Below are 18,133 nucleotides of genomic sequence, written 5' to 3' on the forward strand. Positions count from 1 at the left end.
GTTGAGGCATTGTACATAGAAAAAAACATTGCAAAATCTTTTTGTTTCCACTATACTAATGGATGTCATAACGTTTGGGCAATCGCTGCAACGCCAACGTTGTAGAGGAAAGTCCATGCTCGCACGGTCTGAGATGGCTGTAGTGTTCGTGCCTAGCCAATTCATAAGCTAGGGTATTCTGGCTGTAAGGCTGGTTTAACGGCAGGGAAAAAACCTAAGTCCTTTCGGATATGGTTTGACTACCTTTAAAGTGCCACAGTGACGAAGTCCTTGAAGAAATGATAGGAGTGGAACGAGGTAAACCCCACGAGCGAGAAACCCAAATAATGGTAGGGGAATCTTTTCCAAGGAAATGAACGACGGAAAAGGACAGGTTTTCATAACCTGTAGATAGATGATTGCTACCGGAGTACGAGGCGTGGGCCGTTTGCAGTACAAAGGAACAGAACATGGCTTACAGAACGTTATGAACCAACTATGAAATAACTCAGCTCTCCTTTGTTAGAGGAGGGCTTTTTATTTGTATGAAGTTATAAATTATGAGTTACAATGGTTAATGAGAAAAATTTTCGTAAAATGTAATGATTAATAGGACAAATTGCTATTAATTATTGTTTGAATATACATAAGAGGTGAATGCAAATGGGAAAAGTTACTTTAATTGCAACAGCGGCAATGGGTATTGAAGCGTTAGTTGCCCGAGAAGTTCGCGATCTTGGTTATGAATGTCAAGTAGAAAACAGCAAAGTAACATTTGAAGCAGATGAAAAGGCGATTTGTCGCACGAATTTATGGTTACGTACTGCGGACCGTGTGAAAATTAAAGTTGGCGAATTTAAAGCAACAACATTTGATGAGCTATTTGAAAAAACGAAAGCATTAAACTGGGGAGATTATATTCCAGAGAACGGAGAATTCCCTGTTATCGGTAAATCTCTAAAATCTGAGTTATTCAGTGTTTCGGATTGCCAACGTATCGTTAAAAAAGCTGTCGTTGAAAAATTAAAAACAACATATAAACGTACAACTTGGTTTGAAGAAGATGGTCCATTATTCCGTATTGAGATTGCAATGTTGAAAGACATTGCAACATTAACAATTGATGCGAGTGGTGTTGGACTTCATAAACGTGGGTACCGCATGGATCAAGGGGAAGCTCCTTTAAAAGAAACATTAGCTGCGTCTTTAATTAAATTAACGAACTGGAAGCCAGATCGTCCTTTCGTGGATCCTTTCTGTGGATCTGGAACAATTCCGATTGAAGCCGCATTAATTGGACAAAATATCGCACCAGGATTTAACCGAGGCTTTGCATCGGATGAATGGGGCTGGGTTGGGAAACAAAATTGGCGCGAAGCTCGTCAAGAAGCTGAAGATTTAGCAAATTATAATCAACCATTACAAATCATTGGATCTGATATTGACCATCGTATGATTCGAGTTGCACAAGAAAACGCAGAAGAAGTAGGTTTAGGTGATTTAATCACATTTAAACAAATGCAAGTAAAAGATTTTACAACAAAAGAGGATTATGGCTACGTCGTAACGAATCCTCCATACGGAGAACGTTTAAGTGAAAAAGCACTCGTTGAACAATTGTATAAAGAAATGGGACAAGTATTCCGCCCATTAGATACGTGGTCAGCGTATGTATTAACAAGTTACGAAGCATTTGAGAAGTGTTACGGAAAAGATGCATCGAAGAAACGTAAACTATTTAACGGATTTATCCGTACAGATTACTACCAATACTTCGGAAAACGTCCACCGCGTAATTCATAGTATAAAACTCCTCCAGCACGCATATACTGGCTATTATGTAATGCGTAAAGGAGGCAGTGATATGGATAGTTTTCAATTATCAATGATTCAAAAAGCTATTCACCGTACGTATGATGAGCTCGGAAAAGAAGTGGATAGTCAAGGCGTAATTGTAGATGAGATACAAAAAGCGCAAGAAGAATATTTATCAGCTCTTTCACATGAAACAGCGATTGATAAACGGTATTTAAAGTCATTAATATAGAAGAAAATTTTCCTTTTTCGAAAGGAAAATTTTTTTTCGTGTATTTCTAAGTATTGCAACAGGGGAAAGTGGCTGCACACATATGAGTAGCAGTTACTATATCGTTTTATAGAAAAACTTTTTGGTTGGAGGCTAAGGATGTTTACTGAGAAGAGATTACCATTTGAAGTAGGAAAACAAGATAATTTTTATGATAAGTTGAATGAGTGGATTGGAGATGTATTTTACGACATCCTTCCGGAAAAAGGCTTTGAAGAGCGTGATGAACAAATCTTTATGGCGTTTCAATTAGAGCGTGCTTTCCAAGAGAAAAAAGTTATGTTCGCAGAAGCGGGTGTAGGAACAGGGAAAACGATTGTATACCTTTTATATGCAATTTGTTATGCGCGTTATACAGGAAAACCTGCTATTATCGCTTGTGCAGATGAAACATTAATTGAGCAGCTTGTGAAAGAAGAAGGGGACATTGCTAAGTTATCAGAAGCATTAGAACTATCTGTTGACGTAAGACTTGCGAAATCGATGGATAACTATTTATGTTTACGTAAACTTGAAGATGTTATGAGTGGACGAGCTCCAGAAGTAATTGAAGACGTATATTATGAATTACCACAGTTTGTATTTGATCATGGTACGATGCAAAACTTTACTCACTATGGTGACAGAAAAGAATTTCCACTTTTAAATGATGAGGAATGGTCAAAAGTAAACTGGGATTACTTCCAAGATTGCTTCACTTGTGATTCACGTCATCGTTGTGGACAAACTCTTTCTCGTGAACATTATCGTAAAGCGGCAGATTTAATCATTTGTTCTCAAGATTTTTATATGGATCATATTTGGACGTACGATGCTCGTAAACGTGAAGGACAAATTCCATTATTACCTGAAAGTAGCTGCGTTGTATTCGATGAAGGACATCTTGTAGAATATGCAGCTCAAAAAGCTTTAACGTACCGTTTAAAGCAAACGATGATGGAGCAGCTTTTAACGAGATTGTTACAGAACGATATTCGTGAAGAGTTTGCGCATTTAGTAGAAGAAACAATTTGGCAAACAGAGCGATTCTTTGATGTGTTACAAGAGAATAAAAAGGAAATTGAAGGTTCTGATCGTTTAGAAATTACTGTGACAGAAAAAGTAACCGCAGAAGCGAAAAGACTTTATGCAAAAATCGGTGAAGTCGGTGATGCACTAGTATTTGAAAGTGAAATGCATACAGTAAACACATACGATTTAAATATCGTTGATGAACATTTAGATGTGTTAGAACATTCACTTCGTCTTTTCATGCATGAGAAAAATGTAATTACGTGGGGTGAAGAAGGTGATGGTGCCTTCACGTTAGTTATTATGCCGCGTGCAGTTGAAGAAGTGTTACAAGAAAAAGTATTCTCGAAGAAAATTCCATACATTTTCTCTTCTGCGACATTATCGGACAACGATTCGTTCGCATTTACTGCAAATAGCTTAGGGGTAAAAGATTACTTATCATTCTCAGTTGCCTCACCGTTTAATTATGAAGAGCAAATGGCAGTAAACTTACTATCGCATACGAAAGAAAATGAATGGGAAAGAAAGTGTCAATATACACTTGAAAATATACAGAAAACGAATGGACGTACGCTTGTATTATTCCGTACAACGCAAGAACTTGCAGCGTTCAAAGAATATGTAAGTAAAGAGCAAATGTCAGTTCCGTTCTTATATGAAGGGGATCAAGAAATTAGTCAGCTCGTTTCTCGTTTCCAAAATGAAGAAGAGACTGTACTTTGTGCCGTTCATTTATGGGAAGGTTTAGATATTCCGGGTTCATCATTATCACATGTAATAATTTGGTCATTACCATTCCCTCCAAACGATCCTGTGTTTGAAGCGAAACGTAAGCACGTAAATAATCCATTCTGGGATGTAGATGTGCCATATATGATTTTACGCCTTCGTCAAGGGATTGGACGTTTAATTCGTACGACCGACGATAAAGGTGCTATATCAATCTTCCTATCAGATACGGAAGATGAAAAAGTGATAGAAGCAGTGAAAAAAGTACTTCCGGTAGAAGGTAAAGAATTATAAGGAAAAGCTTGGCGCTTGCCAAGCTTTTTTTCTATTATAAAAGGAATTTATGTTTTCGTGTCGAAATAAGTTTGAGGTAGAAAAAGGAGGTCTTTTATACGATGACAGTTGCTACATATGAAGTAGAAAAACAATTTTTAACATATGTGAAGAAGATAGAAAATTACGGAGAAGCATTAAGCTTAATGTTTTGGGATTTAAGAACGGGTGCACCAAAAAAAGGTGTGGATCAGCGTTCAGAAGTCATAGGGATGCTTTCGTCAGAAGTGTTTGCTATGTCGACTTCAGATGAGATGGGGAACTACTTAACTGAGCTTGAAGCTTTAATATCTGAAGATAAACTTTCTGAAACGACGAAGAAAATGGTTGAAGAGTGTCGTAAAGAATATGATAGAAATAAGAAAATTCCACAAGCTGAATACGAAGCGTATGTGAAATTAGAAGCGAAAGCGGAAAGTGTGTGGGAAGAAGCACGCGAAAAATCTGATTTCGAAATGTTCCGTCCGTATTTAGAAAAAATTGTTGAATTCAAAAAGAAATTTATTGCATATTGGGGTTACGAAACATATAAATATAATACATTATTAGACATGTATGAGCCTGGTATTACAGTAGAAGTGTTAGATCACGTATTTGGTCAACTTCGTGAGCGTATCGTGCCGCTTGTAAAAGAAATCTCAGAGTCTAAAAAGGGATTAAAAACAAGTGCTTTATCGGAACACTTTTCGAAAGAAAAACAAAAGAACTTTACATTAGAGCTATTAAAGCAATTGAATTATGACTTTGAAGCAGGGCGTCTTGATGAAACGGTACATCCTTTCGAAATTACATTAAATAGAGGGGATGTTCGTATTACAACACGCTATGATGAGAAAGATTTCCGTATGGCTGTGTTTGGAACAATTCATGAATGTGGTCATGCTGTATATGAACAAAATATTGCAGAAAAATTTGAGGGTACACCGCTATGTAGTGGAACATCTATGGGTATTCATGAATCGCAATCATTATTCTTTGAAAACTTTATCGGTCGTAATAAATCATTCTGGAAGAAAAATTATGATTTATTAAAAGAGTATAGTGACGGTCAATTTAACGATATATCAGTCGATGAGTTTTATGATGCGATTAACGAATCGAAGCCTTCATTCATTCGTATAGAAGCAGATGAGCTTACATATCCGCTTCATGTTATGGTTCGTTATGAGCTTGAGAAAGAATTATTTGATGGTACACTACAAGTGAAGGACTTACCAGCGGCTTGGAATGATAAGATGGAAGCCTATTTAGGAATTCGTCCAGAAAATGATGCACAAGGTGTATTACAAGATGTTCACTGGGCTGGTGGCTCATTTGGATACTTCCCATCTTATGCGCTTGGTTACATGTATGCAGCGCAATTTCAGCAAAGAATGCTAAAAGATATTCCAAACTTTGATGCATTATTAGAAGAAGGTAACGTGACGCCAATTCGTGAATGGTTAACAGAAAACATTCATCAATATGGCAAAACGAAAAAGCCACTTGAAATTTTAGAAGATGTAACAAGTGAAGGGCTAAATGCAAACTACTTAGCTGATTATTTAGAAGCGAAGTATAGAGAGATTTACGAGTTATAAAAAAGAGCTGCTTAATTGCAGCTCTTTTTTTAAAGGGGATGGGAGAATGGATTATACATTTACAGTAATGAACCAAAAGGAAGCAGAGGAAATTGCATACAACTGGCATTATGAAGGGAAATATTCCTTTTATGATATAGAGGCAGATCAAGAAGATTTAGCAGAGTTTTTAAGTACTGAAATGAGAGGAGACGATACGTTTGCTGTGAAGGAAAATGGTACTCTCATTGGTTACTGGAGTTTTTCTAAAATGAATAATCAAACGGTTGATATAGGACTTGGAATGAGACCTGATATAGCTGGCAATGGATTAGGGTTAAAGTTCGTGAAGGCTGGACTAGATTTTAGTGAAGAAAAATACGGCTGCAACTATATAACACTATCAGTAGCGACATTTAATGAGAGAGCGATTAAAGTATATAAAAGGGCAGGATTTGAAGCAGTTGGAACGTTTATCCAGGAGACGAACGGTAGTTGTTTTGAGTTTTTGAAAATGAATTATATATGTAAAAATGACTAAAAAACAGAAGAGAGTTCTTCTGTTTTTTAGTTTAAAGTTTTTTTTGTAACTACATTAACTTTCAGTTGCTAGCATGTGTACAGCTGCTTCATGCATCTCTTTCAAACCTGACACTTGAGCATATTCAGCAACAGTGATACTACTTGTTGTTAGAAGTTCGATAATATGTTCATCCATTCTTGACCAAGTTTTACCACCAGCATTGTCATAAGAGCTAATTAACTTTGTTAGTCCATCTTTCCCAAAGAGCAGATAATGTGATGTGAAATCTATAGAAACATCAGCTATCCCTACTTCTGTCCAATCGATTAAGCCAGTTACATTATTTTTCTTATCAATCAGGATATGACCTGGATGTATATCCCCATGCGTTACTCCTACATGAGATGGCCAAAAAGAATCTTCAGTTAGCCATGCTTGCCAACGATCCCATAATTTTTGATTGACATAGTATTGTTCCTTCACTCGATTCATCCTTTGTTCCATAGAAGCTCTTAATTCATTAGCAGTAAGAATTTCAATACCGATATTATTAAATTCTTGTTGAGGTAATGAGTGTAAATTCGCTAGAACTTTTCCTAATGAAATATGGTATTCAGATGGTGCGTTTTTTTCATTAAAGCTCCATATATATCCTTGTTGTTCTATATCAATAGTGGCGGCAGGAACGCCACTTAGTTGCTTATAGGCAATTAAGTCTTCAGTGAATATAGACCAATCAGGAACTTGGAATCCTGCATGGTTTTTTATGATTTCCAATGCCTTTTTTTCTTGTAGGACATGTCTCATAGATTCTGGTCTACGAGGAATTCTTAGTATCCATTTATCTCCGTTTTGTTCTTTAGCGTGTGCTACTTGAAAGTCAACACCAGATTCATTGATTTTTATTGAATCTTCTAAGATATTTAGGCCTTCCTTAGTTGCTAATTGTTTAATTTTAAGTGTGTTCATTTTTATTTCCTCCAAATGCTTATTTTAATCTTAATGCTTGAGTACGTTTTCTGTTACCATTTTCCCCTAACTACACCAATAGGATCAAATTAGTGAGATATAAGAAGATGTAATCATAAAAAAACCACAGACGGGCTTCTGTCTGTGGTTAAGAGTAAACGAGGATATAAGAAATAGAGGTCTCTCTTTGTATGAAAAAACATACGACAAAAAGACAGATGTATATCTGTCTTTCTCCATGTAGAAAATGTACTTTTCCGTTGAAGATTATTAAAAATGTGCAGACTAATCCCGTTTACTCTGCTTTATGAAAACAAAGCCTTTGAACATATTAAGTTACTTAGTGTTCAAAGTTTGCTGACGTAGTCTTCCTGCATGCATCATTTTTAAAAACCCTCCTTTTAATAGTATAGTAACACTATACGTTGTTTATAAGTGAATATGAATAAAAAACACTAAATAAACATCCGAAAAAAATGTATATTAAAAAATAAAAATAAATGATGTTTGCTTTTGTAATTGGAATTTTTGCTAGAGGGTGTGTATGATTGAACTTTAGTAGCAAATAGCAAGCTTAGCAAGGAGAGGTAGAATGATTACAATTAAAACGAAAAGTGAAATAGATTTGATGCATGAATCTGGGAAATTACTTGCTTCATGTCATAGAGAAATTGGAAAAATGATAAAACCAGGAATAACAACACAAGAAATTGAGACGTTTGTTGAAGTGTATTTAGAAAAGTATGGTGCAACATCTGAGCAGAAAGGTTATAACGGGTATCCATATGCGATATGTGCGTCTGTAAACGATGAAATGTGTCATGGGTTTCCGGCCGAGGTTCCTTTAAATGAGGGAGATGTTGTCACAATTGATATGGTAGTAAACTTAAATGGTGCGCTATCAGATTCTGCATGGACATATATAGTAGGGGATGTTTCTGACGAAACAAAAAGGTTATTGCTAGTGGCTGAGAGTGCTTTATATAAAGGAATTGATCAGGCGATAATCGGTAATCATGTAGGGGATATTGGTTTTGCAATTGAAAGTTATGCAAATGCTGAAGGTTTTTCTGTTGCAAGAGATTTTACGGGGCATGGGATTGGTAAAGAGATTCATGAAGAACCAGCAATTTTTCATTTTGGTAAACCGGGACAAGGACCTAAGCTGCAAGAAGGCATGGTAATTACAATTGAGCCGATTGTAAATGTAGGTATGCGCTATTCTAAAGTTGATTTAAATGGATGGACTGCAAGAACGATGGATGGGAAATTATCTGCTCAATACGAGCATACAATTGCGATTACAAAAGATGGGCCAGTCATTTTAACGAAGTTGTAATAGAGAATGTAAGAGTTTGCAAAAATCGAACGAAAATAGTGTTTTTATAAAATTTGTACGTGTTTTATTAATAAATACTTTTCAAAGTATAAAAATTGCGTTATAATCCTTCTATAAAATAAATAGTTAGCTACACTCATATAATCGCGGGGATATGGCCTGCAAGTTTCTACCGAAGTACCGTAAATACTTTGACTATGAGTGAGGACGAATATATTTGCTTGTTAAGCATTCTTTTTTGCGAAACTCCAAAAGCACGTCTCTCACTTGTAACGAGTGGTGGCGGCTTTTGGAGTTTTTTTATTGCATAAGAGGAGGAACAAACATGAAAGTATTACAAGAAAAGATTTTGAACGAAGGAAAGGTTTTATCTGGTGACGTATTAAAGGTAGATGCATTTTTAAATCACCAAATTGATCCGGTACTTATGCAAGAGATTGGAAAAGAATTTGCTAAACGTTTTAAAGAAGAGAACATTACAAAAATCGTGACGATTGAATCTTCTGGCATTGCACCAGCGGTTATGGCTGCATTAGAGCTGGGTGTAAAAGTAATTTTTGCAAGAAAACGTAAATCGTTAACGTTACAAGATAATATGTATGTTGCAAACGTATATTCATTTACAAAACAAGAAACAAATGAAATTTCACTATCTCGCACTCATATTGATGAAAATGATCGTGTATTAATCATTGATGACTTTTTAGCAAACGGTCAGGCTGCTTTGGGTTTAATGAGTTTAGTAGAGCAAGCTGGAGCAAGCATTGCGGGAATTGGAATTGTTATTGAAAAAGCATTTCAAGATGGAGGAAAGAAGCTTCGTGAACAAGGCGTTCGTGTTGAGTCACTAGCAGAAATTGCATCACTTGATAACGGCACAGTTACATTTGTACAGCAAGAAACTGCGGAGGTGAAATAAGCGATGAAGCAACATCCATTTAAAATCGCATCGCTAGGTATGCAGCATATGCTTGCTATGTATGCCGGTGCAATTATCGTTCCACTTATTGTGGGAGGCGGACTTGGCTTAAATCAAAAAGAGTTAACATATTTAGTCTCAATTGATTTATTAATGTGCGGCGTTGCAACAATTTTACAAGCATTATCAAATCGCTTTTTCGGTATTGGACTTCCAGTTGTACTAGGTTGTACATTTACAGCGGTTGGGCCGATGATTGCAATTGGGAAACAATACGGCGTGTCTTCTATTTATGGAGCAATTATTGCTGCCGGTTTGTTTGTTGTTATTTTTGCGAAATTATTTGGAAAGCTTGTAAAATTATTTCCCCCTGTCGTAACAGGGTCTGTTGTTACTGTAATTGGAGTTACACTTGTTCCAGCAGCGATTAATGATATGGCTGGCGGAGTAGGAAGCAAAGATTTCGGAAGTCTTGAAAACTTAGCGTTAGCATTTGGCGTATTATTATTTATCATCATTATGTATCGTTTCTTTGATGGATTTATCCGTTCTATTTCTATTTTATTAGGTCTTTTGTTCGGTACAATCGTTGCAGCGTTTATGGGGAAAGTAAGCTTGCAAGCTGTTGGAGAAGCAGATTGGTTCCACGGTATTCAGCCGTTTTACTTCGGTACACCGACATTTGAATTAACGCCAATTATTACGATGATTCTCGTTGCTTGTGTAGGGATTGTAGAAGCAACAGGTGTATACTTTGCGTTATCTGATATTTGTAATAAAAAGATTGGTGAAAAAGAATTAACAAAAGGCTATCGCGCAGAAGGGTTAGCGATGGTGTTAGGTGGTATTTTTAACGCATTTCCATATACAACTTACTCTCAAAACGTAGGACTTGTTCAATTAACAGGAGTAAGAAATCGCGTTATTATTTATACTTGTGGTGGTATGTTAATCGTTCTTGGGTTCATTCCAAAAATCGCAGCTATTACAACAATCATTCCGAAATCAGTACTTGGCGGTGCGATGTTAGCGATGTTCGGTATGGTTATGGCATATGGTATTAAAATGTTAAGTAGCGTTGATTTTGGAAAGCAAGAAAACTTATTAATTGTTGCATGCTCTGTCGGAATTGGGCTTGGGGTTACAGTCGTTCCTACATTATTCTCACAACTTCCAGAAAATATTCGTATTTTAACAGATAACGGAATTGTGCTAGGAAGTGCATCAGCAGTACTTTTAAATATTGTATTTAATATGGTGCCGCAGCGAAAAGGGAAAGTAAAAGAAGAGCCAGTTTCGATGCAAAATGCAGTAAGAGAAGCATAGAAAAGCAAGGTCTCATTATGAGACCTTGCTTTTCTTTTTAAGTGGCATCATTTTCCCATACGTACCAAGCCGCCAAATGTACTCAAGTGGCCCGTATTGATAATGTGAAAGCCACCAGCGGCTAATAAAGATTTGTAACGTATAAAAACTGATGCAAAATAGAGGTCCTACCCATAATGGAGCAAGATAATCGTTTTTGAACAATAGTCCGAATACAAGTAATGTAACAATTGTATGTGAGATGTAATTTGTTAACGCCATTCGTCCAACGTATTGGAATGGGCGTAATAATGTTTGCCATTTTTCTTTTTGTAATAAACGCATTAGCGTGAAAATGTAGAAGATGAATAATGTTTTTCCACTGAACATTGTAAAGGCCTGCATATAAATTGGTTCATAAAATGGTTTTGATAAGAAGTAACGGACCATGAAGAACCACATTGGTAATGTTAAAATGAACGTAATAATTTGCCATTTTTTAAGTTTTGTATCTAACTCTTTCGTGCGGCGGAAAATATCCTTTTTACCGGCGTATAAACCAAGTAAAAATAGCCCAACTGTTTCTGGGAGCATTGTAATATTTAATACTATTCCATCAGCATAAAATGCATGGAAACGATTTTGTATTTGTGACACCCAGTCTTCAAGTGGCATGACTGGTAAGGAGAATCCAAGTTCAGCCTTTGACATTAAGGCAACACTAATACTAGCAATTAGTATAAGAAATTGAAAAATACTTAATAAAGCAATCGCCCATATTAAAATGGTACGAGGTTCTCTCTTATAAAATAAAAATAAGAAAAATCCAGCGATTGCATAAGTATGTAAAATGTCTCCGTCCCATAAAAGCACATAATGTAAGAAACCAAATAATAATAAAATAAGTAAGCGACGAACAAATAAAGTTTTCGGTCGATCTGTTTTCGCTTCAGCACGAGTCATAAAAATATAAAAGCCTAGTCCGAATAAAAACGAAAAGATAGTATAAAACTTTGTTTGAATAAACATATCGTAAATTAGACGGATATAACTATCTAGTCCCTCATAAACTCCTGAAAGATCACGTGAGTCAATTCCAGCAATAATAGGCCAGTTAACAAGAAAAATACCTAGTACAGCTATTCCCCTAATGATATCAATTGAGTGTATCCTCTCGCCTTGCGTGAGATTTTGTGTCATTATTTTCCTCCTTACTAAGTAATTCTCTTTTATTATACAAAATGTAAGGGGGAGGGGGTAGAGGGGATTTCCAATTTTTAAAACTGTTAAGATGTGTATTATGAGATATAATAAGAGTGCACAGCAAGTTTTAAACTTCTTTAAAACAGGCAGTAAAGCTCCTTTTCCCGAAGGAGCTTTCTTTTTTAGAAATTTGTTGATAATGATTCTCTTTAATGATAAAATATATTCAAAAGTGATAATCATTATCAAAAAAGGTTGGTGCGCGAGTATGGTATATGCATTAGTAGCAGGTACAGTCGCTGTATATGCAGTTATTGCGAAATATGTTTTAAATGGAGTAGGAACAGCAAAATGAATAAAATGACATAAAATCCCTTTCATTTGTAAAAAGAATGAAAGGGATTTTTTATTTTTAATGAGAATATGCTGAAAATTTAGTATGATAGTAAAGTGAAACTGTAATCAATGGGGAGATGCATCTCTCACTGATTAAGAGCTCGCAAATAGCGGGGAAAAGTATATACATCTTGGATAAAGGGGAACAAGGGGATGACAAACATAGTACAGACAAACGGTATGAAAAAACTTGTTTGTTTTTATGAAGAGTGGCAAAAACACGGCGATGCAGAGAATAGCTTAAAGTTGTTTGAAGTGATTCAAAAATATAAACAAGAGCAGCTTATGATAGCATTCTGCGGCCACTTTTCGGCAGGGAAATCAACGATGATGAATCATCTATATAAAGCGCAGTTGTTACCAACAAGTCCGATTCCGACAAGCGCTAACGTCGTCAAAATTGAAAAGGGATTAGATCGTGTTGTTGTAACGGTCAAATCTGGAGAACAGTACGAATATGACGGTGCATATTCAGCAGAAGAATTAAAACAGATTTGTAAAGATGGCGATGAGGTAATTGGTGTTCATATTTATCGAAATGATGCGCCAATTCCTGAGGGAGTTATGTTAGTTGATACACCAGGAATTGATTCGACAGATGATGCCCATCAACTAGCGACAGAATCGACACTTCATCTAGCAGACGTAATTTTTTATATGATGGATTATAATCACGTCCAATCGGAAGTGAACTTACAATTTGTTAAAGAATTGAAACAACGTAATAAAACGGTTTATCTCGTTGTAAATCAAATAGATAAACATAAAGAAAATGAATTATCGTTTGAGAATTATAAAGATAGCGTAAAACAATCGTTCTCTAACTGGGATATTGAAGTAGATGGTGTTTATTATACGTCATTACGAATGATGAACCATCCACATAATGAAATTGGAAATTTAGAATCGTTAATTTCTTCTATTATGGAAGAAAAAGAGCAGTATGTAAGAACTGGAATGGAGCGGGAAACAGAATATTTATTAGGGGAACATTTCTCGTTTATTCTTTCTGAAAATGAAAAAGATCTTTTGAAATATGAGGAAGAGCTAGCATCAACGCTTTCCATTTTAGAGGTGGTTGAAAAAAAGGAAGAATTAACTGAAACGAAAAAGCGTGAGGCTAGCAAAGAATCTCATGTGAAAAACGAATTTATAAAAGGATTACAAGCTATATTAGATAATGCGTATTTAATGCCATTTGAAATGAGAGAATTGGCAAATGCGTATTTAGAAACGAAATTAACAAAATTTAAAGTTGGTTTATTATTTGCGAAAGGAAAGACGGAGCAAGAAAAACAGAGACGTGTAGATGCTTTTTATTCTGCTTTGCAAAAGACTGTTGAAACACAAATTGATTTTCATGTGAAAGAATTTATTGTAGCTTTCTTAAAAGAAGAAGGACTGTTCACAGAGGAAATTGGGAAAGACATATATGCTTTAGAAATTGCTTTCGGACCAGAATTGTTAGGCGAGGTAATTAAACAAGGTGCGGGTTTTACAGGGGATTACTTACTGCTGTATACAGCGGATGTAGCGAACGAACTAAAGAAACGTTATTTTATAAAATCGCAACAAATTTTTGATAAGAGTGCTGTCGTTTTAAAGCAAAAGGTGAAAGAAGCAGTTGCTCGTATTGAAGAAGAAATTGAAACATATACGATGTTGCAAACAGCGAAAGAAATGCAATTACAATACAGTAAAAATTTTGAGGGATATGAAGGTTATTTACAAAATGTTTGGCACGATCGTGTTGCTACGCCTGAAGGAATGCAAATAGATGAGATATTGCAACGTAAAACACAAATTGTTAGTGAGAAATTCACACTACAAGAGCAAGAAATTATAAACGAGAATGTAATGGTTCGTGAGGAAGAGATGAAAGGTACGGCAGTATTAAATATTCAGCGCATATTAGAAAAAGTGAAAAAAGCTGAAACGATACTAGAGCCATTGCCAGCGCTGAAACATGTACAGCAAGAGGTAATAGAAAAAAGGCGACGTGTGGAAACGAAACAATTTACAGTCGCGTTATTCGGAGCATTTAGTGCTGGGAAATCATCATTTGCCAATGCATTGCTTGGTGAGAAAGTACTTCCTGTATCACCAAATCCGACGACGGCAACGATTAATCAAATTTTGCCTGTTACAGAGGAAAAACCGCACGGAACAGTCATTGTTCAGTTTAAATCAAAGCAAGCATTATTAGATGATATGAAAGCTGTTTATAAGCTGTTTCATTATGAGATTACTACGCTAGATGAAGCGTTAGCGCAAATTGATAAAGTTATGAAATACCCTTCGCCAAGTGGAAAGCAAAAAACAACATTTAGCTTTTTACGAGCGGTACAAAAAGGGTACGATGCCGTTTCTGCTCATTTAGGGGAACAAGTACAAGTTACATTAGAAGAGTTCGCTGATTATGTAGCGAATGAAGAGAAATCATGTTTCGTTGAGTATATGGAGCTTTATTATGATTGTGCTTTAACAAGGCAGGGAGTAGCGCTTGTAGACACACCTGGAGCGGATTCTATTAACGCCCGCCATACGGACGTTGCATTCCAGTATATTAAAAACGCAGATGCTATTTTATTTGTAACATATTATAACCATGTATTCTCTCGCGCTGATCGTGAATTTTTAATTCAGCTTGGACGTGTAAAGGATACTTTTGCTCTTGATAAAATGTTCTTCTTGATTAATGCGGCCGATTTAGCAGAGTCCGAAGAAGAACTTGAAATGGTAAAAGGTTATATTGCAGACCAGTTACTACAATATGGTATTAGAAATCCGCGTTTATTTGCAATTTCAAGTTTATGTGCGCTTGAAGAGAAGCAAGGAAAGAGTGTTGAAAAAGAGAAGTACGGTATTTTACAAAACTCTGGGATTGCTAAGTTTGAAGAATCGTTTACGTCCTTTATGATGAGAGATTTAATGCTCGTATCTGTGCATGCTTTATACGGTGCATTGCAAGGGGCAGATCAGCTTTTAGTAAATATGATAACTGGTGCAAAGCAGGGGAATGACGAGAAAGAGAAGCAAACAAAAAAATATGAAGCAGAGCGTGATCAACTACTTCATATTATTTCATCATATAGTGTGCTTGCGGAAGAACAAGCGATGCAAAATGAAGTGAAAGAATTGCTTTATTACGTGCATCAGCGTCTATTCCTACGCTATAACGATGTGTTTACTGAATTTATTAATCCAGCGTCACTTCGAACGGATGGAAATGTAAAAGCGCAGTTGCAACAGTGCGTTATGGAATTAGTGGCATTTATTCAACATGATTTATTACAAGAAATGCGTGCGACATCATTACGCCTTGAAAAATGGATAGATGAAGCGATGAAGCGTGCAAAGAAAGAAATTGTAGTGAACTGTAAAGTAGAAAATGAATCAATTTCTATGAATGGAACAGCGGATTATGAATATAAAGATATTACACATAAAGAACCGTTTCCTTCAGTTGAAATAAAAGATTTCAAAAAAGCAGTAGCGCATTTTAAAAATGAGAAAAGCTTTTTTGAAAAGAATGACAAAGCTTTTATGCAAGAAGACGCTAAATCTGTATTAGAACCGCTTGTATCAAACTATGTAGCCGATGAAAAAGATTTATTTGTTCATCATTATAAGCAAGAATGGGATATGAAGTGGAACTTATTCCAAAAAGTGATGCAACAAGATGTGATGAACTATTATGAAAGTATATTGTTTGCATTGGCTGAAACGATCGATGTATTTCTATATGAACAAAGTAAAGAACAATTGCACAAGCAGTTAGTAGAGATTGAAAAAGAAATTTATGTTATATAGTCGTTATGAGAAAAAGATTCGTTCAATTTTCTTTTGCAGTACAGTATCTAAAGATTTGACAAATCCAGCAAATTCATCGGTAGAAATCATATGAGTAAGAACGAGTCGTCTGCCATCTGGTGTTTCACCGCATAAGACGAATGAAGAAAATTCGTATGTTTTATTTTCAACTACTAATTTTGGATAGGAATACGTGTCGCTTTTCTTCTTCTTTCCATCAATAGAGATGACGTTGCATTTTTTCTCATTGTTGTCCATGGTGAATCCCTCCTTTCTATTATTTATGGTAGACAAGGAGGGTTTAGAACAATAGAGATGGGGGGATTTTTTATGTCTTTTGTAATAGAACGTATTTTAAAAGAGGCTATACCGAAGTCTTTATTGCTACTTGCTGATCCAAGTGAACGGCAAATAGCTATATATGTACAAAGAGGGTTAACATACGTAGCAAAGCAAGGGGGCAGCGTCATCGGTGTGTATGTTCTTTTGGAAACAAGGCCGAAGACGATGGAAATCATGAATATTGCGGTTGCAGAGCATTTGCAAGGAAAAGGGATTGGGAAGAAGCTATTAAGGCATGCCGTAGAAACTGCTAAAGGATATGGTATGTCAAAACTTGAAATTGGTACAGGCAATTCTAGTGTTTCACAACTTGCTTTATATCAAAAATGTGGATTTCGTATTTTTTCTATTGATTTTGATTACTTTTCGAAGCATTATGAAGAAGAGATTATTGAAAATGGCATTGTATGCCGTGATATGATTCGGCTTGCAATGGAATTGAATTAGAACGTATAACTTATTTAGGGGGAAGAGAAGATGGAAGTACATAAAGCAATTACAGCACATTCTCGTAAACAAAATGAAAGTGTAAAAGCATGTTTACAATTAGATGCGCAGCGTGAAGCAGCTATTGAAGCAGCCGTATCTCTTGCGTCAAATGGGAAAGAATTTTCGGTTGATGTCATTAATGTTGTAACAAAGCAAATTAATGATCTTGCAAAAAATGGTGTTACCTTACAGCGTAAATATGTTACAGAAGAAATGGTTATGGAGTATGTAAGTCGTTTACAAGAGAAAGAAGGTCGTTAAAGATGATAGTTACAGTCGAATGGTTACGTGAGCATATAGAAGATGAGAACGTCCGTGTAATCGATTGTCGTTTTGATTTAGCGAATCCTAATTGGGGTAGAGAAAAGTATGAAGAAGAACATATTCCTCATGCGTTATATTTTGATTTGAATTTAGATTTATCAAGTCCTATAGTAGAACATGGTGGCCGCCATCCGTTGCCAAGCATTGAAGAGTTTGCAGACAAGCTTTCGGAGGTTGGTATTGATGAACATACGACAGTAATTGCGTATGACAGTCAAGCTGGTGCAAATGCTGCTCGTTTATGGTGGTTATGTAACTATGTAGGACATGAGAAAGTATATATATTAGATGGTGGTTTCCCGGTTTGGAAAGAGAATGGACTACTGACAACAACGGAAATTCCTGTTGTTATACGAAAAACATTCAAAACAAACATACAAGATCATATGCTTGTATCGATGGAAACAGTAAGAGAGAATATCCAGGCAGGTGCAGATGTTACGTTAATTGATTCAAGAGAGCCGAAACGTTATGCTGGTGTAGAGGAACTTGTCGATTATAAAGCAGGACATATTCCGACAGCAGCAAACTATTTTTGGAAGGATGGAATGTTGCAATCAGGACAATTTAAGAATGAAGCTGAGCAACAAGAACGATTCCAAAATCTGTCGAAAGATAAGGAAACCATTGTATATTGTGGTTCTGGTGTTACGGCATGTCCAAATATCATTACGTTAAAATTGGCTGGATTCCAAAATGTTAAATTGTATGCAGGTAGCTGGAGTGATTGGATTTCTTATCCAGAAAATCAAATTGCAAAAGAAGAAGATTAATCACTTGCATGCAAAAATAATTTGTATTAAAATAAGGT

At 35.9% G+C, this 18,133-nt stretch carries 16 protein-coding genes, 1 other RNA gene and 1 riboswitch; of the genes, 14 read left to right on the forward strand and 3 right to left on the reverse strand.

The annotated features are described in order from the left end of the window. Nucleotides 1-70 precede the first annotated feature (70 nt). The 6 genes from rnpB to ACS2MN_RS11850 all read left to right on the forward strand — a co-directional run bounded on the left by rnpB (nucleotide 71) and on the right by ACS2MN_RS11850 (nucleotide 6,241). Nucleotides 71-462: RNase P RNA component class B (rnpB, locus tag ACS2MN_RS11825), an RNA gene on the forward strand. Nucleotides 463-642: 180 nt separating this feature from the next. Then, entirely contained in the window at nucleotides 643-1,782 is a 1,140-nt protein-coding gene (locus ACS2MN_RS11830; RefSeq protein WP_000521231.1) for a THUMP domain-containing class I SAM-dependent RNA methyltransferase, read from the forward strand. 61 nt (nucleotides 1,783-1,843) lie between these two features. Next, nucleotides 1,844-2,026: a DUF3921 domain-containing protein gene (locus tag ACS2MN_RS11835; protein WP_000376898.1), complete on the forward strand. Its 183-nt coding sequence runs from the start codon at nucleotides 1,844-1,846 to the stop codon at nucleotides 2,024-2,026. A 138-nt stretch (nucleotides 2,027-2,164) separates the two neighbouring features. Next, nucleotides 2,165-4,102, forward strand: coding sequence for an ATP-dependent DNA helicase (locus ACS2MN_RS11840; protein WP_000493686.1), 1,938 nt, complete (start codon nucleotides 2,165-2,167; stop codon nucleotides 4,100-4,102). Between the two features lie 101 nt (nucleotides 4,103-4,203). Further along, complete coding sequence (gene ypwA / locus ACS2MN_RS11845) at nucleotides 4,204-5,721, forward strand: carboxypeptidase (protein WP_346994119.1); 1,518 nt, start codon at nucleotides 4,204-4,206, stop codon at nucleotides 5,719-5,721. A 46-nt stretch (nucleotides 5,722-5,767) separates the two neighbouring features. Next, a complete protein-coding gene (locus tag ACS2MN_RS11850) occupies nucleotides 5,768-6,241 on the forward strand; it encodes a GNAT family N-acetyltransferase (RefSeq protein WP_000386700.1) in 474 nt (157 codons plus the stop codon). Between the two features lie 54 nt (nucleotides 6,242-6,295). Here the strand turns inward: ACS2MN_RS11850 and mphL are convergent, their stop codons facing one another. Continuing rightward, complete coding sequence (mphL, locus tag ACS2MN_RS11855) at nucleotides 6,296-7,192, reverse strand: macrolide 2'-phosphotransferase MphL (RefSeq protein ID WP_001094126.1); 897 nt, start codon at nucleotides 7,190-7,192, stop codon at nucleotides 6,296-6,298. A gap of 592 nt (nucleotides 7,193-7,784) precedes the next feature. Here mphL and ACS2MN_RS11860 point away from each other — a divergent pair. The 3 genes from ACS2MN_RS11860 (at nucleotide 7,785) to pbuX (ending at nucleotide 10,776) form a co-directional block, all read left to right on the forward strand. Continuing rightward, nucleotides 7,785-8,531: a type I methionyl aminopeptidase gene (locus ACS2MN_RS11860; protein WP_088055410.1), complete on the forward strand. Its 747-nt coding sequence runs from the start codon at nucleotides 7,785-7,787 to the stop codon at nucleotides 8,529-8,531. A gap of 116 nt (nucleotides 8,532-8,647) precedes the next feature. Then, a riboswitch (purine riboswitch) is annotated at nucleotides 8,648-8,749 on the forward strand. A 107-nt stretch (nucleotides 8,750-8,856) separates the two neighbouring features. Beyond that, a complete protein-coding gene (locus tag ACS2MN_RS11865) occupies nucleotides 8,857-9,450 on the forward strand; it encodes a xanthine phosphoribosyltransferase (protein WP_000866492.1) in 594 nt (197 codons plus the stop codon). A 3-nt stretch (nucleotides 9,451-9,453) separates the two neighbouring features. Beyond that, entirely contained in the window at nucleotides 9,454-10,776 is a 1,323-nt protein-coding gene (pbuX, locus tag ACS2MN_RS11870; protein ID WP_000809217.1) for a xanthine permease PbuX, read from the forward strand. Nucleotides 10,777-10,791: 15 nt separating this feature from the next. Here the strand turns inward: pbuX and ACS2MN_RS11875 are convergent, their stop codons facing one another. Beyond that, nucleotides 10,792-11,955 (reverse strand): DUF418 domain-containing protein, encoded by a 1,164-nt coding sequence (locus ACS2MN_RS11875; protein WP_000193176.1) that lies wholly within the window; start codon nucleotides 11,953-11,955, stop codon nucleotides 10,792-10,794. A gap of 100 nt (nucleotides 11,956-12,055) precedes the next feature. On the opposite strand from ACS2MN_RS11875, the gene ACS2MN_RS11880 reads away from it, so the two are divergent. Both ACS2MN_RS11880 and ACS2MN_RS11885 read left to right on the forward strand, forming a co-directional pair. Further along, nucleotides 12,056-12,313 (forward strand): hypothetical protein, encoded by a 258-nt coding sequence (locus tag ACS2MN_RS11880; protein ID WP_429794076.1) that lies wholly within the window; start codon nucleotides 12,056-12,058, stop codon nucleotides 12,311-12,313. Between the two features lie 194 nt (nucleotides 12,314-12,507). Beyond that, nucleotides 12,508-16,167 (forward strand): dynamin family protein, encoded by a 3,660-nt coding sequence (locus ACS2MN_RS11885; protein WP_088055409.1) that lies wholly within the window; start codon nucleotides 12,508-12,510, stop codon nucleotides 16,165-16,167. Between the two features lie 3 nt (nucleotides 16,168-16,170). On the opposite strand, the gene ACS2MN_RS11890 is transcribed toward ACS2MN_RS11885, so the two are convergent. Next, entirely contained in the window at nucleotides 16,171-16,425 is a 255-nt protein-coding gene (locus tag ACS2MN_RS11890; protein ID WP_000369740.1) for a DUF3931 domain-containing protein, read from the reverse strand. A gap of 72 nt (nucleotides 16,426-16,497) precedes the next feature. On the opposite strand from ACS2MN_RS11890, the gene ACS2MN_RS11895 reads away from it, so the two are divergent. From ACS2MN_RS11895 to ACS2MN_RS11905, 3 genes are read left to right on the forward strand one after another with little or no spacing between them, the layout of a single operon-like run. Next, nucleotides 16,498-16,956: a GNAT family N-acetyltransferase gene (locus tag ACS2MN_RS11895; protein ID WP_000011414.1), complete on the forward strand. Its 459-nt coding sequence runs from the start codon at nucleotides 16,498-16,500 to the stop codon at nucleotides 16,954-16,956. A gap of 30 nt (nucleotides 16,957-16,986) precedes the next feature. Then, nucleotides 16,987-17,259, forward strand: a complete 273-nt coding sequence (locus ACS2MN_RS11900; RefSeq protein WP_000451820.1) for a YpbS family protein — start codon at nucleotides 16,987-16,989, stop codon at nucleotides 17,257-17,259. 2 nt (nucleotides 17,260-17,261) lie between these two features. After that, on the forward strand, nucleotides 17,262-18,095 hold the full coding sequence (locus tag ACS2MN_RS11905) for a sulfurtransferase (RefSeq protein WP_088055408.1): 834 nt from the start codon (nucleotides 17,262-17,264) through the stop codon (nucleotides 18,093-18,095). Nucleotides 18,096-18,133 lie beyond the last annotated feature (38 nt).

This window comes from Bacillus cereus group sp. BceL062, from assembly GCF_051780025.1.
GTDB classification, from domain to species: Bacteria; Bacillota; Bacilli; order Bacillales; family Bacillaceae_G; genus Bacillus_A; species Bacillus_A toyonensis.

Bases quoted from the DNA above. Each gene is read 5' to 3' on its own strand.
- ACS2MN_RS11860 (WP_088055410.1), top strand. From the start codon at position 7,785: ATGATTACAATTAAAACGAAAAGTGAAATAGATTTGATGCATGAATCT.
- ACS2MN_RS11905 (WP_088055408.1), top strand. From the start codon at position 17,262: ATGATAGTTACAGTCGAATGGTTACGTGAGCATATAGAAGATGAGAAC.
- ACS2MN_RS11865 (WP_000866492.1), top strand. From the start codon at position 8,857: ATGAAAGTATTACAAGAAAAGATTTTGAACGAAGGAAAGGTTTTATCT.
- ACS2MN_RS11840 (WP_000493686.1), top strand. From the start codon at position 2,165: ATGTTTACTGAGAAGAGATTACCATTTGAAGTAGGAAAACAAGATAAT.
- ACS2MN_RS11900 (WP_000451820.1), top strand. From the start codon at position 16,987: ATGGAAGTACATAAAGCAATTACAGCACATTCTCGTAAACAAAATGAA.
- ACS2MN_RS11830 (WP_000521231.1), top strand. From the start codon at position 643: ATGGGAAAAGTTACTTTAATTGCAACAGCGGCAATGGGTATTGAAGCG.
- ACS2MN_RS11885 (WP_088055409.1), top strand. From the start codon at position 12,508: ATGACAAACATAGTACAGACAAACGGTATGAAAAAACTTGTTTGTTTT.
- ypwA (WP_346994119.1), top strand. From the start codon at position 4,204: ATGACAGTTGCTACATATGAAGTAGAAAAACAATTTTTAACATATGTG.
- pbuX (WP_000809217.1), top strand. From the start codon at position 9,454: ATGAAGCAACATCCATTTAAAATCGCATCGCTAGGTATGCAGCATATG.
- mphL (WP_001094126.1), bottom strand. From the start codon at position 7,192: ATGAACACACTTAAAATTAAACAATTAGCAACTAAGGAAGGCCTAAAT.
- ACS2MN_RS11850 (WP_000386700.1), top strand. From the start codon at position 5,768: ATGGATTATACATTTACAGTAATGAACCAAAAGGAAGCAGAGGAAATT.
- ACS2MN_RS11890 (WP_000369740.1), bottom strand. From the start codon at position 16,425: ATGGACAACAATGAGAAAAAATGCAACGTCATCTCTATTGATGGAAAG.
- ACS2MN_RS11875 (WP_000193176.1), bottom strand. From the start codon at position 11,955: ATGACACAAAATCTCACGCAAGGCGAGAGGATACACTCAATTGATATC.
- ACS2MN_RS11880 (WP_429794076.1), top strand. From the start codon at position 12,056: ATGAGATATAATAAGAGTGCACAGCAAGTTTTAAACTTCTTTAAAACA.
- ACS2MN_RS11895 (WP_000011414.1), top strand. From the start codon at position 16,498: ATGTCTTTTGTAATAGAACGTATTTTAAAAGAGGCTATACCGAAGTCT.
- ACS2MN_RS11835 (WP_000376898.1), top strand. From the start codon at position 1,844: ATGGATAGTTTTCAATTATCAATGATTCAAAAAGCTATTCACCGTACG.